The sequence below is a fragment of the Antarctobacter albus genome, from assembly GCF_900101505.1.
GTDB lineage: Bacteria > Pseudomonadota > Alphaproteobacteria > Rhodobacterales > Rhodobacteraceae > Antarctobacter > Antarctobacter albus.
In genome coordinates this window covers 203,676-218,233 of the sequence record NZ_FMZI01000002.1, presented here as the reverse complement: position 1 = coordinate 218,233, position 14,558 = coordinate 203,676, and the positions used below count along the sequence as shown (strand labels likewise).

The 14,558-nt window shown below is 65.6% G+C and carries 15 protein-coding genes; 7 read left to right on the top strand and 8 right to left on the bottom strand.

Going from position 1 to position 14,558, the window contains the following annotated elements; genetic code table 11:
• Positions 1–99: 99 nt before the first annotated feature.
• The 4 genes from BLQ71_RS04155 to BLQ71_RS04140 form a co-directional block, all read right to left on the bottom strand.
• Positions 100–333 (bottom strand): acyl carrier protein, encoded by a 234-nt coding sequence (locus tag BLQ71_RS04155; RefSeq protein WP_043143437.1) that lies wholly within the window; start codon positions 331–333, stop codon positions 100–102.
• 216 nt (positions 334–549) lie between these two features.
• On the bottom strand, positions 550–1,287 hold the full coding sequence (gene fabG / locus BLQ71_RS04150) for a 3-oxoacyl-[acyl-carrier-protein] reductase (protein ID WP_043143436.1): 738 nt from the start codon (positions 1,285–1,287) through the stop codon (positions 550–552).
• A gap of 35 nt (positions 1,288–1,322) precedes the next feature.
• Entirely contained in the window at positions 1,323–2,264 is a 942-nt protein-coding gene (gene fabD / locus BLQ71_RS04145; protein WP_074620813.1) for an ACP S-malonyltransferase, read from the bottom strand.
• A 94-nt stretch (positions 2,265–2,358) separates the two neighbouring features.
• Entirely contained in the window at positions 2,359–2,601 is a 243-nt protein-coding gene (locus tag BLQ71_RS04140) for a hypothetical protein (protein ID WP_074620812.1), read from the bottom strand.
• Positions 2,602–2,832: 231 nt separating this feature from the next.
• Between BLQ71_RS04140 and rpsF the strand changes: the two genes are divergently transcribed.
• The 7 genes from rpsF (at position 2,833) to BLQ71_RS04105 (ending at position 8,906) form a co-directional block, all read left to right on the top strand.
• Positions 2,833–3,195 (top strand): 30S ribosomal protein S6, encoded by a 363-nt coding sequence (gene rpsF / locus BLQ71_RS04135; protein ID WP_043143433.1) that lies wholly within the window; start codon positions 2,833–2,835, stop codon positions 3,193–3,195.
• 23 nt (positions 3,196–3,218) lie between these two features.
• On the top strand, positions 3,219–3,446 hold the full coding sequence (gene rpsR, locus BLQ71_RS04130; protein ID WP_005982441.1) for a 30S ribosomal protein S18: 228 nt from the start codon (positions 3,219–3,221) through the stop codon (positions 3,444–3,446).
• Between the two features lie 12 nt (positions 3,447–3,458).
• Positions 3,459–4,085 (top strand): 50S ribosomal protein L9, encoded by a 627-nt coding sequence (gene rplI / locus BLQ71_RS04125; RefSeq protein WP_074620811.1) that lies wholly within the window; start codon positions 3,459–3,461, stop codon positions 4,083–4,085.
• A gap of 213 nt (positions 4,086–4,298) precedes the next feature.
• Entirely contained in the window at positions 4,299–6,179 is a 1,881-nt protein-coding gene (locus tag BLQ71_RS04120) for a PhoX family protein (protein WP_074620810.1), read from the top strand.
• Positions 6,180–6,356: 177 nt separating this feature from the next.
• Positions 6,357–6,725: a glycine zipper domain-containing protein gene (locus BLQ71_RS04115; RefSeq protein ID WP_043143423.1), complete on the top strand. Its 369-nt coding sequence runs from the start codon at positions 6,357–6,359 to the stop codon at positions 6,723–6,725.
• Between the two features lie 125 nt (positions 6,726–6,850).
• Positions 6,851–8,272, top strand: a complete 1,422-nt coding sequence (locus BLQ71_RS04110) for a homospermidine synthase (RefSeq protein ID WP_074620809.1) — start codon at positions 6,851–6,853, stop codon at positions 8,270–8,272.
• 229 nt (positions 8,273–8,501) lie between these two features.
• Entirely contained in the window at positions 8,502–8,906 is a 405-nt protein-coding gene (locus BLQ71_RS04105; protein ID WP_074620808.1) for a c-type cytochrome, read from the top strand.
• A gap of 160 nt (positions 8,907–9,066) precedes the next feature.
• On the opposite strand, the gene tig is transcribed toward BLQ71_RS04105, so the two are convergent.
• The 4 genes from tig to BLQ71_RS04085 all read right to left on the bottom strand — a co-directional run bounded on the left by tig (position 9,067) and on the right by BLQ71_RS04085 (position 14,350).
• Positions 9,067–10,392 carry a trigger factor gene (gene tig / locus BLQ71_RS04100; protein WP_069208816.1) on the bottom strand — a complete coding sequence of 442 codons (1,326 nt, stop codon included), beginning with the start codon at positions 10,390–10,392 and terminating at the stop codon, positions 9,067–9,069.
• A 100-nt stretch (positions 10,393–10,492) separates the two neighbouring features.
• On the bottom strand, positions 10,493–11,218 hold the full coding sequence (locus BLQ71_RS04095; RefSeq protein WP_074620807.1) for a sulfotransferase-like domain-containing protein: 726 nt from the start codon (positions 11,216–11,218) through the stop codon (positions 10,493–10,495).
• A 77-nt stretch (positions 11,219–11,295) separates the two neighbouring features.
• Positions 11,296–13,794: an ATP-binding protein gene (locus tag BLQ71_RS04090; protein WP_229754810.1), complete on the bottom strand. Its 2,499-nt coding sequence runs from the start codon at positions 13,792–13,794 to the stop codon at positions 11,296–11,298.
• A gap of 34 nt (positions 13,795–13,828) precedes the next feature.
• Positions 13,829–14,350, bottom strand: a complete 522-nt coding sequence (locus tag BLQ71_RS04085; RefSeq protein ID WP_308421219.1) for a putative pterin-binding protein — start codon at positions 14,348–14,350, stop codon at positions 13,829–13,831.
• Positions 14,351–14,558 lie beyond the last annotated feature (208 nt).

The following is a 14,558-nucleotide window of genomic DNA, read 5'->3' as shown; positions in this document are numbered from 1 at the left end:
GGCCCCTGTCGTGACGGGAACGGAAACCGGGAACAGAAAAAACGGCGCGCCCCGAAGGCACGCCGTTCCATCCTCACCCGAACAGGTGAAAAGAGCGGCTTACTGCGCGTCCGAGATGAACTTGACCGCGTCGCCGAAGGTCTGGATGGTTTCGGCCGCGTCGTCGGGGATCTCGATGCCGAACTCTTCTTCGAAGGCCATCACCAGTTCCACGGTGTCCAGGCTGTCGGCGCCCAGATCGTCGATGAAGGAAGCCGATTCCGTCACTTTCTCTTCTTCGACGCTCAGGTGCTCGACCACAATCTTCTTCACGCGATCTGCGATGTCGCTCATGTCTCTTCCTCACAAGTCTGTCGGGCATGTCGCCCATTCTGCCCTGCCCGTGGCGTGGCGTCTTTTTGCCCTGACGGGCGGCTCGATCCCCCGGCATCCCGGGTGGGCCGGCTGCGTACGATGGCACGCAACCGTCCGGAAATCTGCGCGGCCTATAGCACAGGCGACGGGGATGGCAAACGCTTTCCCACGCCGCAGTGCAACAGGCTCTGGCGCCTACAACATGGCCATGCCGCCGTTGACGTGCAACGTGGTTCCCGTGACGTAAGCCGCCTCGGGGCTGGCCAGGTAGAGCACGCCGGCGGCGATCTCTTCGGGCGTGCCCATGCGGCCGGTGGGAATCTGGGTCAGGATGGCGCTTTTCTGGTCATCGGTCAGCTTGTCGGTCATCGCGGTCTCGATGAAACCGGGGGCGACGGCATTCACGGTGATGCCGCGGCTGGCGACCTCGTAGGCCAGCGACTTGGACATGCCCACCATGCCCGCCTTGGCGGCGGCATAGTTGCCCTGCCCGGGGTTGCCGGTGGCCCCCACGACGGAGGAAATGTTCACGATCCGGCCCCAGCGCGACTTCATCATGCCGCGCAGCACACCTTTGCAGAGCTTGAAGGTCGCCGTCAGGTTCACGTCCAGCACGCTTTGCCATTCGTCATCCGACATGCGCATGAACAGGTTGTCACGGGTGATCCCGGCGTTGTTCACCAGGATGTCGACGCTGCCCATCGCCTCGGCGGCCTGTTTCGGCAGCGCGGCGACGGCCTCGGCATCATCCAGCTTGCAGGGCAGCACGAAGGCGCGCTCACCCAGCTCGGCGGCCAGCGCCTCCAGCGGCTCTACACGGGTGCCCGACAGGCCCACGTTGGCGCCAGCGCCGTGCAGCGCCTTGGCAATGGCCCCGCCGATGCCGCCCGAGGCCCCGGTGATCAGCGCGGATTTTCCCGTCAGATCGAACATGCTTGCTTCCTCTCTGTCATTCCTTTGTCAGGGCCTCAGCCCTGCGCGGCCTCGACGGCGGCGGTCACATCCGCCGGCGTGCCGATGTTGCGCACCGTCGCGGGGCGGTGGATGCGTCGCACCATGCCTGACAAGGCCTTGCCCGCGCCGATTTCCCAGAACTCCTCGACCCCGTCCTCGACCATGCGGGCGACGGATTCGCGCCAGCGGACCGCGCCACAGATCTGCGCCTCCAGCAGGGCACGGATGCGGTCGGGATCGTTCACCGGCGCCGCCTCGACGTTCGAAACCACCGGAACGGCGGGCGCCTGGATCGTGACCTCGGCCAGTGCCGCTGCCATTTCCTCGGCGGCGGGTTGCATCAGGGCGCAGTGGAACGGGGCGGAGACGGGCAGCATGACGGCGCGCTTGGCGCCCGCCCCTTTGGCGATCTCGACGGCACGTTCGACGGCAGCCTTCTGGCCGGAAATCACCACCTGGCCGGGATCGTTGTCATTGGCAGCGGCGACGACATCGCCCTGCGCGGCCTCTTCGGCCACCTTGCGCACGGCGTCCAGGTCCAGCCCCAGCAAAGCCGCCATCGCGCCCTCGCCCACCGGAACGGCGGCCTGCATGGCCTGCCCGCGCTTGCGCAGCAGGCGGGCCGCATCGGCGACGGTCAGCGCACCGGCGGCGGTCAGCGCGGAATACTCCCCCAGCGAGTGACCGGCGACAAAGGCCGCCTTGTCGATGCCCACGCCTTCGGCCTCGAGCGCGCGCATGGCCGCCATTGAGGTGGCCATCAGCGCCGGCTGGGCGTTCTGGGTGAGGGTCAGGGTCTCGATCTCGCCGTCCCAGATCAGCGCCGAGAGCTTTTCCCCAAGCGCCTCGTCGACCTCGTCAAAGACGGCGCGGGCCGCCGGATAGGCCTCGGCCAGGTCGCGGCCCATGCCGATGGTCTGTGCCCCCTGCCCGGGAAAGATGAATGCGCGGCTCATGCCCCTCTCCTCACCGTGAAATTGCGTCCGCCTGCCTTACTAGCCCGCGGAGGGTTGCGCAATCACCTGAGGGGGCGGGACTGAGCCGCTGGGATCAGCCGTCCTCGCCGCGCAGGCGCAGCGACATGCCAAGCGCCGCGCTCAACATGAGGCAGGACAGGCCCAGCTTGAACGGCACCAGGATCGGCGCATCCAGACCCATCGGCGCGATCCACATCAGGTAGGCGACCAGCGCCAGTACGGCCCCCCCTATCCGGCGCAGCAGGCCTTCGGGCAGGCGCGGCAGGGAAAAGGTGGACCCAAGCGCATGGGAGGCGTTGAAGTCTGTCAGGGCCATGGGTATCGCTCCGGTTGTTGGTTAATGGCAGGTTAACCGTGCGATTGTGCCCGGAATGCGGCACCAAGGGGGAATTCCGGGGACCGCGCGCCCTCTTGCGCCACGCGCCGATCCGTGTATACGGAGCGCTCTCTTCGCAACGACGTTTACCCGCGCAGTCTCTCGTGGGCAGGGCGCGAAGGGACCAGGCCCCTGCCCTATGAAATGCGCCATGATAGAAATGGAGTGCACATGCCGCTTTACGAGCATGTATTCATCTCGCGTCAGGATCTGTCCAACGCGCAGGCCGAAGGCCTTGTCGAACATTTCAGCACCGTCCTCGCGGACAACGGCGGCAAGGTCGTCGAAAGCGAGTACTGGGGCGTCAAGACGATGGCCTACAAGATCAACAAGAACCGCAAGGGCCACTACGCCTTCCTCAAGACCGACGCACCCGCGACGGCCGTTCAGGAAATGGAACGCCTGATGCGCCTGCACGACGACGTCATGCGCGTTCTCACCATCAAGGTCGACGGCCACGACGAAGGCCCCTCGATCCAGATGCAGAAACGTGACGAGCGCGACGGCCGCCGTGAGCGCCGGAACCGCGACTGAACCTGAAGAAGAGGAGATAACTCATGGCTGCAAAACCGTTTTTCCGCCGCCGCAAGGTCTGCCCCTTCTCGGGCGACAACGCACCCAAGATCGACTACAAGGACACCCGTCTGCTGCAGCGCTACATCAGCGAACGCGGCAAGATCGTGCCCTCGCGCATCACCGCCGTCTCGGCCAAGAAGCAGCGTGAACTGGCCCGCGCCATCAAGCGCGCCCGCTTCCTCGCCCTGCTGCCCTACGCCGTGAAGTAAGGAGTCCGCATCATGCAAGTCATCCTTCTCGAACGTGTGGCCAAGCTGGGCCAGATGGGCGACGTCGTCGACGTCAAGCCCGGTTTCGCACGCAACTACCTGCTGCTTCAGGGCAAGGCGCTGACCGCCTCGAAAGAGAACATCGCCCAGTTCGAAGAGCAGAAAGCCCAACTCGAGGCACGCAACCTCGAGACCCGCAAAGAGGCCGAAGCCCTGGGCGAGCGTCTGGACGGACAGAAGTTCGTCGTGATTCGCTCGGCATCGGACGGCGGCAACCTCTACGGCTCGGTCACCACCCGTGACGCGTCGAACGTGGCCACCGAAAACGGCTACTCGATCGACCGCAAGCAGGTGATCATCCGCCAGCCGATCAAGGAACTGGGCCTGCACGAAGTCGAGGTGCACCTGCACCCCGAAGTCATGGTCGTCATCACCCTGAACGTCGCACGTTCGCCCGAAGAGGCCGAACTGCAGGAATCGGGCAAGTCGATCCAGGACCTGGCCGCCGAGGAAGAGGCACAGGCCGAATTCGAGGTCAGCCAGCTGTTCGACGACATCGGCAGCGCCGCATCCGACGACGACGAGGGCGATGCAGCCCCCGCCCGTTCGGACGAGGCCGCCGAAGGCGACGACGACTGATCCAGCGACCTTTCGCAGGACGAAAAATCAACCGCGCCGGATCCATCCGGCGCGGTTTTTTCATGTTTATCAGCACCTTGCCACACCAATACATATAAACTTCATAAAACCGTAACGCCCGTTTCACGTTGCCGGATCACATCTACGCCTGTTGGAAGCCGCCGCAACACGCGGGCGGCTTTGCCAAGTATGCAAGCTGATATGAGGCCAGCCATGAAGAAATCTGACATTGTCGATCTGTCCTGGGACGATTTCGACGAGATGCGCGACCCGCGCCCTGCCCAGACCGATTTTGATGCCGTTGTCGAACGCGCCATCTCGCGCCGCGGTTTCCTCGGCGGTGCGCTGGCCTTCGGTTCGGGCGCTGCCGTCTTCGGCGCCGGTGTCCTGAGCTCGGCCACCTCGGCCCGCGCACAGGCCGCCGCCTTCGATTTCGAGCCGATCGACATCGCCACCGATTTCGACATCCACGTGCCCGCCGGCTACCAGTGGAAGCCGCTGGTGCGCTGGGGCGATGCCCTGTGGTCCGAGGCCGATGGCGCTTATTCGCCGGAAACCGGCGTGCCCGCCGACATGGCCGACAAGGTCTTTGGCGAGAACACCGACGGGATGGAGCTTTTCTCCATCGACGGCAAGCAGGTCATCGCGGTGAACTCGGAATACGTGAACCCCAAGATCAACCTGCCCGCCGCCAGCGAAGGCATGCCGAAAAGCGCCGAGGAAGTGCAGCTTCTCAAGCACATGCAGGGTGTGACCGTGATGGAAGTGGCCGACAGCGGCGACGGTTTTGCCGTGGTCAAGGACAGCCCCTTCAACCGCCGCATTCACCATGACACCCAGATGGTCATGGATGGTCCCGCCGCCGGCTCCGACCTGGTCAAGACCAGCGCCGACCCCGAGGGCATGACTCCGCTGGGCACGATGAACAACTGTGGCTCGGGCCGCACGCTGTGGAACACCTACCTGACCTGCGAAGAAAACTTCAACGGCTACTTCGGTGCGACCGGCGAGTACGACGCGACCGAGGGTTTCAAGCGCTACGGCATCGGTGGCGAAGGCCGCTATGCCTACGAACAGTTCGACCCGCGTTACGACCTGTCGAAAGAGCCGAACGAACCCCACCGCCACGGCTGGGTGACGGAAATCGACCCCGCCGACCCGACCAGCACGCCGGTCAAGCACACCGCCCTGGGCCGGTTCAAGCACGAGAACGCGGCAATGGTGCAGGCCGCCGACGGCCGGATCGTCGTCTACATGGGCGACGACGAGCGCGGCGAATTCATGTACAAATACGTCTCGAACGGCACCTGGGCCGAGGGTGAGCCCACCGACGGCCTGCTGTCGGACGGCACGCTGTATGTCGCCAAGTTCAACGACGACCAGACCGGCGAATGGCTGGCACTGACCCCGGAAACCACCGGCATGCCGATCGAGGAAATCCTCGTCCACGCGCGCATCGCCGGCTCCAAGGTCGGCGCCACCACGATGGACCGCCCGGAATGGATCGCCGCCCACCCGCTGAAGGCCGAGGCCTATTGCGCCCTGACCAACAACAAGAACCGCGGCATCAAGCCGAACGCCGGTGGCGACGAAACCCCGGTCGGCGGCCCGAACCCGCGTGAGACCAACAACTACGGTCAGATCGTGCGCTGGACGCCCGAAGGCGACGACCACGGCGCAGAGGCCTTTGCCTGGGATCTCTATGTCATGGCGGGCAACCCCGAGGTCTATGACAACGCCTACGGCGGCTCCGCCAATGTCACCCCGGGCAACATGTTCAACTCGCCCGACGGCATGGCCTTCGACACCAAGGGTCTGCTCTGGATCCAGACCGACGGCGATTACAGCAACGAGGGTGACTTTGCCGGCATGGGCAACAACCAGATGCTGGTCGGCAACACGGACACGGGTGAAATCGCCCGCTTCCTGACCGCCCCCTACGGCGCCGAAGTGACCGGCCTGTGCTGGTCCGAGGACCGCAAGGTCGCCTTTGTCGGCATCCAGCACCCGGGCGGGTCCTGGCCCGACGGCGCCGGCAAGCCGCGCTCCTCGGTCATCGCCGTCTGGCGCGAAGACGGCGCGACCATCGGCTGAACGCCCTCCCCTGAGTGACAGGAAACCGCGCGGTCCAGGCCCGCGCGGTTTTTCGTTTCCGAAACATGCGAAAAGGCATGATCTCCATGCCGTTCCCGGCAATATTCCGGCGATCACTCTACGGCTATCTCCTCGGAGCCGCGCGCACCAAGTCGCGCCCACACGAGGACATTGAAGATGAAAATTGATCGTACCCTGCTCATTCTGCCGCTGGTGGCCCTGGCTGCCTGCACTGCCCCGATGGACCGCGCCTACACGCTGGACGGGCCGCGCAACGCCATGTTCGACACCGACCTGGCGCAGTGCAAGGATGCCGCCCATGCCTACCGCAACGGCGCACACAAGGACGGCGCCCTGACAGGTGCCGCGGCTGGCGCCCTCATCGGGGCGCTGGACGAAGAGGACGACCGCCTGGGCGGCGCGGTCGGGGGTGCCGCCTTTGGCGCGCTGGCCGGGGTCGCGGCCGCCGAAGAGGAGTTGAGCGCAGAGCGGCGCAATGTCGTGATCCGCTGCCTGCAGGGCCGGGGCCATCGGGTCATCGGCTGAGGCCACCGCGGCTGGCGCGGAAAGTTGCCCCCGGGCCGGGGAGACTTTCGTGCCAAGCCGCCCCGCCGGGTTTGCCTTGGGACCGGGGGGCGCCTAAACATGGGGCAACGACCAAGGAGATCCCCGTGACCCAGGAACACCCCGTCTACGGCCGCATCGACGGCCCCATCGTCATCATCGGCTTCGGCTCGATCGGCAAGGGCGTCTGGCCCCTGATCGAACGCCATTTCGACTATGACGCCGACAAGCTGACCGTGATCGAACCGGACGCCGGCCAGGCCAATTTCCTGCGCCAGCACAAGCTGAACCACCTTCAGGTGGCGCTGACACCCGACAACTACCAAGAGGTGCTGGGCGGGCTGTTCCCGGACGGCAAGGGCTTTTGCGTCAACCTCTCGGTCGACACATCTTCGCTGGACCTGATGAAATTCTGCCGCGAGATCGGCGTGCCCTACATCGACACCGTGGTCGAACCCTGGGCGGGCTACTATTTTGGCACTACGGACAATGCCGCGCGCACCAACTATGCCCTGCGCCAGGCCATGCGGGACGAAAAGGCCCGCAACCCCGGCGGCACCACGGCGGTCAGCTGCTGTGGCGCCAACCCCGGCATGGTCAGCTGGTTCGTCAAGGAGGCGCTTTTGACGCTGGCCAGGGACACGGGCCGCGACGCGACCCCGCCGACGGACCGCGAGGGCTGGGCCAGGCTCATGATGTCTCTGGGCGTCAAGGGCGTCCACATCGCCGAGCGTGACACCCAGGCCCGCCGCCTGCCCCGCCCGCGCAATGTCTTCGTCAACACCTGGTCGGTCGAGGGCTTCATCGCCGAGGGGTTCCAGCCGGCCGAACTGGGCTGGGGCACGCATGAGACCTGGTTCCCCGAAAACGGCCACCGCCAGGACAGCGGCTGCCAGGCCGGGATCTGGCTGGAACGGCCCGGCGCCATCACCCGCGTCCACACCTGGTGCCCCACGCCGGGGCCGCAGTTCGGGTTCCTGGTGACCCATAACGAGGCAATCTCGATCTCGGACTATTACACCGTGGGCGAAGGCGCCCACCCGGAGTTCCGTCCGACCTGCCACTATGCCTATCACCCCTGCGACGACGCGGTGCTGTCGCTGCACGAGATGTTCGGATCGGGCCAGCAGCAGGTGAAACACCACATCCTGACCGAGGATGAGATCGTCGAGGGCATCGACGAGCTGGGCGTGCTGCTCTTTGGGCACGAGAAAAACGCGCTCTGGTTCGGCTCGCGCCTCTCCAACGACGAGGCACGCGACCTTGCCCCTTACCAGAACGCCACCGGCCTGCAGGTGACTTCTGCCGTGCTGGCGGGCATGGTCTGGGCGCTGGAGAACCCGAACGCCGGCATCGTCGAAACCGACGAGATCGACCACGCGCGGTGCCTGGAGGTCCAGCGCCCCTACCTCGGCCCGGTCGAGGCGCATTACACGGACTGGACCCCGCTGCAGGACCGCTGGGAGCATTTCCCCGAGGACATCGACGAAAGCGATCCCTGGCTGTTCCGGAACGTCCTCGCCAGCTGATCCGCCCCCGGGCCGGGCGACGCCACACACATCTTGTGGGCTTGCCGCATGGCAGGACTCGGGGAGGTTTCGGAGGCGTCCAGCGCCTCCGGGCCCCCTTTTCCCGTGGTTCAGCGGGTTTGACCTAGGTCAATCAGGATCTTGGACCGTTCCGGCTATGATCGGGATCGTGAGGACCAGTTGGAGGGGCAACGAGATCGAGTCCTCACCTAGGGAGAGGAGTTCCAAAATGAAGGTTCTTTACGCGACTGTTTGTGCTTTTCTCGTCGCCGCCCCCGTGCATGCGCAAGATCCTGATATCGCGGCCGGAGAGCGGGAGTACATGGCGGCTTGTGCAGGCTGCCACGGAGAGTCAGGCAAGGGCGACGGCCCCCTTGCCGGCATTCTCGAAATCCATACGCCCAGCCTGACCACGATCACCGAGCGAACGGGCGGCGGGGATTTTCCGTTCTACAACACGCTGAAACTGATCGATGGCCGCGACGTCCGGGCGCATGGCGGCGCAATGCCCATCTGGGGCGAACGTTTCCGGGCCTCTGCAACCAGCCAGCGCGGAGAGACCGAGGAAATGGTCGCGCGCGGTCGCATCCTTTCGCTCGTCTACTACCTCCAGTCGATCCAGGAGCAGCAGTAGTCTCCGAAGGAAGAGATCGCATACGGACCTCCCCTGACCGCGCTTCAACACGCGGTCCGGGAAACAGTGGTCTGCGTTCACCGCCGCGCCAAATTAGGTCCAACCAAGAAAAAAGCCGCCCCGAGAGGCGGCTTTTCCATACTTCACATAGGCCTGACGATCACTCGTCGTCCAGCGCCTCGACGGCTTTCTGCAGCTCGTCCTTGGTGATTTCCTTCTCGGACACCTGGGCCTGTTCGACGATGTGGTCGACAACCTTGTCCTCGAAGATCGGCGCGCGCAGCTGCTGTTGCATCTGCGGGTTCTGGCGAACGTATTCGAAGAACTCACGCTCCTGGCCCGGGTACTGGCGGGCCTGGTTCATGATCGCCTGGGTCATCTCGGCTTCGGAAACCTCGACCTCGGCTTTCTGGCCCAGCTCGGCCAGCAGCAGGCCAAGGCGCACGCGGCGCTCGGCCAGCTTGGTGTGCTCTTCGGTCGGCTCGATCTTGTCATGGTTGTGGTCGTGGACGTCGGGGTTTTCCTCGTGCCACAGCTGGTGCGCGATCTGGCCGGCCTCGGCCTCGACCAGGGTCGGCGGCAGCTCGAAGGAGACCAGCTCGTCCAGCTTGTCCAGCAGGGCGCGCTTCATCACCTGGCGCGCGGCGCCGGCGTATTCGGCCTCGAGCCGCTCACGGATCTGGTTCTTCAGGCTGTCGAGATCTTCGGCACCGAACTTCTGGGCCATCTCGTCGTTGATCTCGGCGGCCTTGGGCGCCTTGACGGCCTTGACGGTCACGTCAAAGACCGCGTCCTTGCCGGCCAGGTGTTCGGCGCCGTATTCCTCGGGGAATTTAACCTCGACAGCCTTCTCGTCACCGGCGGAGACACCGACCAGCTGCTCTTCGAAGCCGGGAATGAACGAGCCGGAGCCCAGCGCCAGCGGGTAGTCCTCGGCGGCGCCGCCTTCGAAGGCCTCGCCGTCGACCTTGCCGACGAAGTCGATGACCACCTGGTCGCCGTCCTCGGCCGCGCCGTCCTTGTCCTCGAAGTCCTGAGCCGAGGAGGCCAGCGATTCCAGCGCCTCGTCAACGGCGGCGTCGTCGGCCTTGACCACCAGCCGCTCCAGCACGATGCCGGAGGCGTCGAACTCGGGGACCTCGGGCAGGGCTTCGTAGGTCATCTCGACGTGGATGTCGTCGCCTTCTTTCCAGTCCTCGTTGGTCATCTTGACCTCGGGCTGCAGCGCCGGGCGATCGCCCGAGTCCTCGAAGTGCTGGTTCATCGCACCGTCGATGACTTCCTGCATGGTCTCGCCCAGCACGCGCTGGCCGAACTGCTTTTTCAGCAGCGGCATGGGGACCTTGCCCTTGCGGAAACCCTTCATCTCGATGTCGGGCTGCGCTTCTTTCAGCTTTTCGGTGACTTTCTCGTCCAGCTCGGACGCCGTCACGGTGATGGCGTAGCCGCGCTTGAGGCCTTCGTTCAGCGTCTCGGTGACCTGCATGTCTCTTCCCTCGGAATTCAAGCGCCCCGGAAACCGGGGCGCGTCTGGTCGGCGAATTTGGCACCTTCTATTGCCCGCGGCGCCCGCGCGCAAGCCGCTTTCAGGCGCTTGTGCGCAGGGTTTCGGCCTGCATTCGCTGATAATGCGGCAGGGCGGCGTCATGCACGGCCGCCAGCTCCGGGGCCACGGCGGGCAGTGGCCCTTCGGCCCCGGCAAAGCCGGTGGACCGGTGCACCGCGTCGTACCAATGGCTTGCCCAGACGCCGTCATCGGCGTGGCCGCCCGCGGGCCAGGCCAGCATCGCCGGATCGAAGTCCAGCCCGATGGCCGCGCAGAGCGTGCCAAGGGCCGCCTCCGGCGCGTGCCGAATATCGTGGCTGTCGATCACCGCATAGCGCCAGCCGCGGGCGCGGACCGCGTCGAAGATCGCGCATTGCTGGGCAAAGCCGATGTCCGCAAGGGTCGGATTCTCGCGCTTGGCGGCATAGCTGGCCAACACGCGGGCCGGGTGACGGATCAGGAAGACATGCGCCGCCTCGCTGGCCCAGTCGAGGCTGTCGCCCTGCAGGTGGTGATGGGTCATCAGCTTGAGATAGAAATGCGCCTGCCCGCCCGGCGCGGGGGCGGCACACCGCCGGGCGACCTCTGCCGGGTCGGGGATGCCGGCGGCGATGATCTCTGCCCCCATCGGATGCGCGATCCCGGTACGGGACAGGTAAGCCGCGTAAAAGGGTTCATCCCAGACGCCACAGTCGTCCCGGGCCCCAAAGGCATACATCATCGCGGTCGACAGATTGCGCGGTCCGGACCAGCAGGCGATGTTCATGGGCTTTTGTCCCCGTCTTGGCTGTTTCTCGTCGCGCCTTTCTGCGCCGAAACGGCGCCCGCGTCGAGCGTTGCGGATCAGGCGACGCAGGGGGCCGGCGCGGCCTCCCAGGCTTGGCGGGCCTCATCCACCGCCAGCGCAAGGGCTTGGGCATCCTCGGCCTCTGCCGCGGTTTCGACCGACAGCAGCGCCATGCGCAGGTCGGGATGCCCGAAGGCCGCCGCGCTGCCCGCGATGCGGTGTGCGCGATCCGCGATCTCGGTCCAGGCCTCGGGCTTCGTTGCAAGCCAGTCAAAGAGCGCGTGGGTTTCCTCGAGGTAGCGCGCCTTGAGGGCCGCCAGCGGGTCGTCCAGCGCCAGGGCGGGCGGTGGAACCTCTTCCCGCGCCGCGTCGGAACAGAAGCGCGCAATGACCTGCGACAGTTCCTCTTTCATCAGCGGCTTGCCCAGGAAATCCGACATGCCGCCCGCGATAAAACGGTCCTTGGCCTGGGGCAGGACATTGGCAGACAGTGCCACGATGGGTGCGTCACGGTTTGGGCCCTGCCCTTCGCGGATCGCCCGGGTCGCGGCCAGCCCATCCATCACCGGCATCCGGATGTCCATCAGGATCAGGTCAAAGCGGTGAACCTCGGCGGCGGCGACCCCCTCCTGGCCGTTGCGGGCAACGCTGACCCCGTGGCCCATCAGGCGCAGCATGTCGCGCGCCAGTTGCAGGTTGATCTCGTTGTCTTCGACCAGAAGGATGCTGCGTGGTCCTGCGGGGCTGGCCCCTGTTCCGACCCGACCCTTGCTGCGCGGCGGTTGCGCGGCCCGTACAGGCAGGCGCAGCCAGAAGACACTGCCCTCGCCCGGGGTGCTTTCGGCCCCGATTTCACCCCCCATCGCCTGAACGAAGCGCCGCGCGATCCCCAGCCCCAGACCGGTGCCCGGCAGGCCCTGGTCCTGCGTGCAGCCGCTGGTCTGGAAGTCCTCGAAGACCCTGTCGAGATCTGCCTCGGCAATGCCGACCCCGGTGTCGATGATGCGGATGTCCAGCCAGAACCCCGGCTCGCCCCCGGTCGGATCGACAGGCTCACCCTGTTCGAGCTCGACCTGGACATCCCCGTTTCGGGTGAACTTGATCGCATTGCCGACCAGATTCACCAGCACCTGCTGCAGGCGTGAGGCATCGACGCGGATCCAGTCCGCAACCGGTCCCGTCCAGGCCCAGTGCAGGCGGTTGCCATTGGCCTCGGCCGCGCTGGTCTGGCTGTCGAGGATGTCCTGGACCAGGCGGCCAGGATCGACGACCTCGGCCCGCAGGCCGGTGGCGCCGGATTCGAACCGCGCGATGTCCAGGACCGCATCCACATGCGACATCAACAACTTGCCCGAAACGGCCATGTTGTGGACATAGCGCGACTGGACCGGGGTCAGTGTGGTTTCCTCCAGCAGCGACAGGTTGCCCAGCACGCCGTTCAAAGGCGTGCGGATCTCATGCGTCATCATGGCCAGGAAATCCGCCTTGGCCTTTTCCCCGGCCAGCGCCTTGTCGCGGGCCTCGACCAGCTCGTTCTCGGACGTGACCCGGTGCGAGATGTCGCGCAGGAACCCGATGATGATCTCTTCGCTGCCGGTATGGGCGGTCTCCAGCGCCAGTTCCGCCGGGAACACCTCTCCGGTGCTGCGCATCGCGTCCAGCCGCACGCGACCCCGGCCGATCACCCGCCGCTCTCCTCCGGCACGCATCCGCGCCATGCCAGCCTCATGCGCGTCGCGCAGGTGGTCGGGCACGATCAACCCACCGATGTTGCGCCCGATGACCTGCTGCGCGTCGTACTTGAAAATCCGCTCGGCTGCGGGGTTGAACTGCTGAATGTCGCCCCTCAGGTCGGCCACCAGCACCGCGTCCAGCGAGGTGTCGAGAATGGTGTTCAGCCGGGTATAGGCGGCGGCCAACTCATGCCCGCGCCGTTCGGTCTGGCGCGAGGCGTTCTGTGCGTGGCGCAGCAGAAAGACCAGCACCATGACCAGGACCGCCGTCAGCAGGCCCAGCCGCGACAACGTGACGGCGACCGAGATCCGCTGTGAATCGGACTGACGCGCGAAATGGTACAGGCCGGAGGTCGCGAGATCGCGCAGGTCGGCGCGGCTTTCGGCGAGGGCGGATTCGATGCGCGGCAGACCTGCGGCCAGGTCGGCCCGGGGTCCGTCGATCAGCGGCACCAGGTCGTCCAGTGTCTGCCGGATGCGCTGCATCGGGTCTGCGAATTCCGGAATATCCCGCAGCGATTCGTACAAGGCGCCGGAGTCCAGCGTCGAAATCCGGCTGTAGAAGATGTCGAATTCCTCGATCAGCCGGTCGAGGTCGGGCTCTGACTGGCGCCGGGCGGTGTCCAGCGCGTGGCGCATTTCCAGGAATTCGACCTCTGCCTGCGACAGTGTCCATTGCACGTTGTCGGAATTGGCGGAGTTCAGCAGCCGCAATTCGCGCACGATCTCGACCGCCAGAAAGCCGATGGCGACCATGCAGACCAGCGCGACCCCGAAAAAGATCGCGCGCCCGCCCTGCCGGAACCGGTTGCGCCTGCTCATGCCCTGTCCGACAGCGCGTCCATCCCCGTCCCGATCAATCCCGGACGGTCATCCGGTCAAGCTGCCAGATGCTGCGGGCATAGATGACCTCTGTCCGGTAGGTGCTGGACGAGGCATAGGGATAAATCAGCCAGAGCGGCCCCTTGTCCCGGCGCGACATGGTCTTGCCGTCCATCGCATAGGCCAGGATCGGACCGCCCTCGACCGCGTCCGCAACAGGTACGGTGACCGCGTAATCGTTGATCGCCCGGGCGTCGATTTCCTCCCCTTCGGCGCCAAGGTACTCCAGCAGGTCATCCAGTGCGACACCGGTGAATTCCGATGTGCCGGCCGTCCAGATCGTGTCGGTCGTGATGGTGGTTTCGCCGATGTCGCGCAACATCTGCAGATCCAGCCGGGCCCTGCCTTCGCCATTGGTGCGGGCAATCGCGCCCTCGACCGTCAGGATGACGGGGCCGTGGGGTTCGGGCAGATGTTCGGCCGACGCGGCGCCTGCCAGGGCGATGGTCAGGGCAAGGGCGGCGCTGGCGACATGCAAATTCGGAAACGTCATCATGAATCGGGTCCCTCGGGCTTTGAAATGGATCTTGGCACAGACCCTTTAACAGAGCATGTGCGATTTGGGATGTGCGCCCTATCCGTCGGGATAGGCATTTGGCCCGCCCTCGCGCCACTGAGCCGCCCCTTTCCCCATAGCGCCGGACCGTGTCTTTTCGGTCCACGCCCCGGCGACGCGACGCTTAACTTCGCACTTACGGGCATAC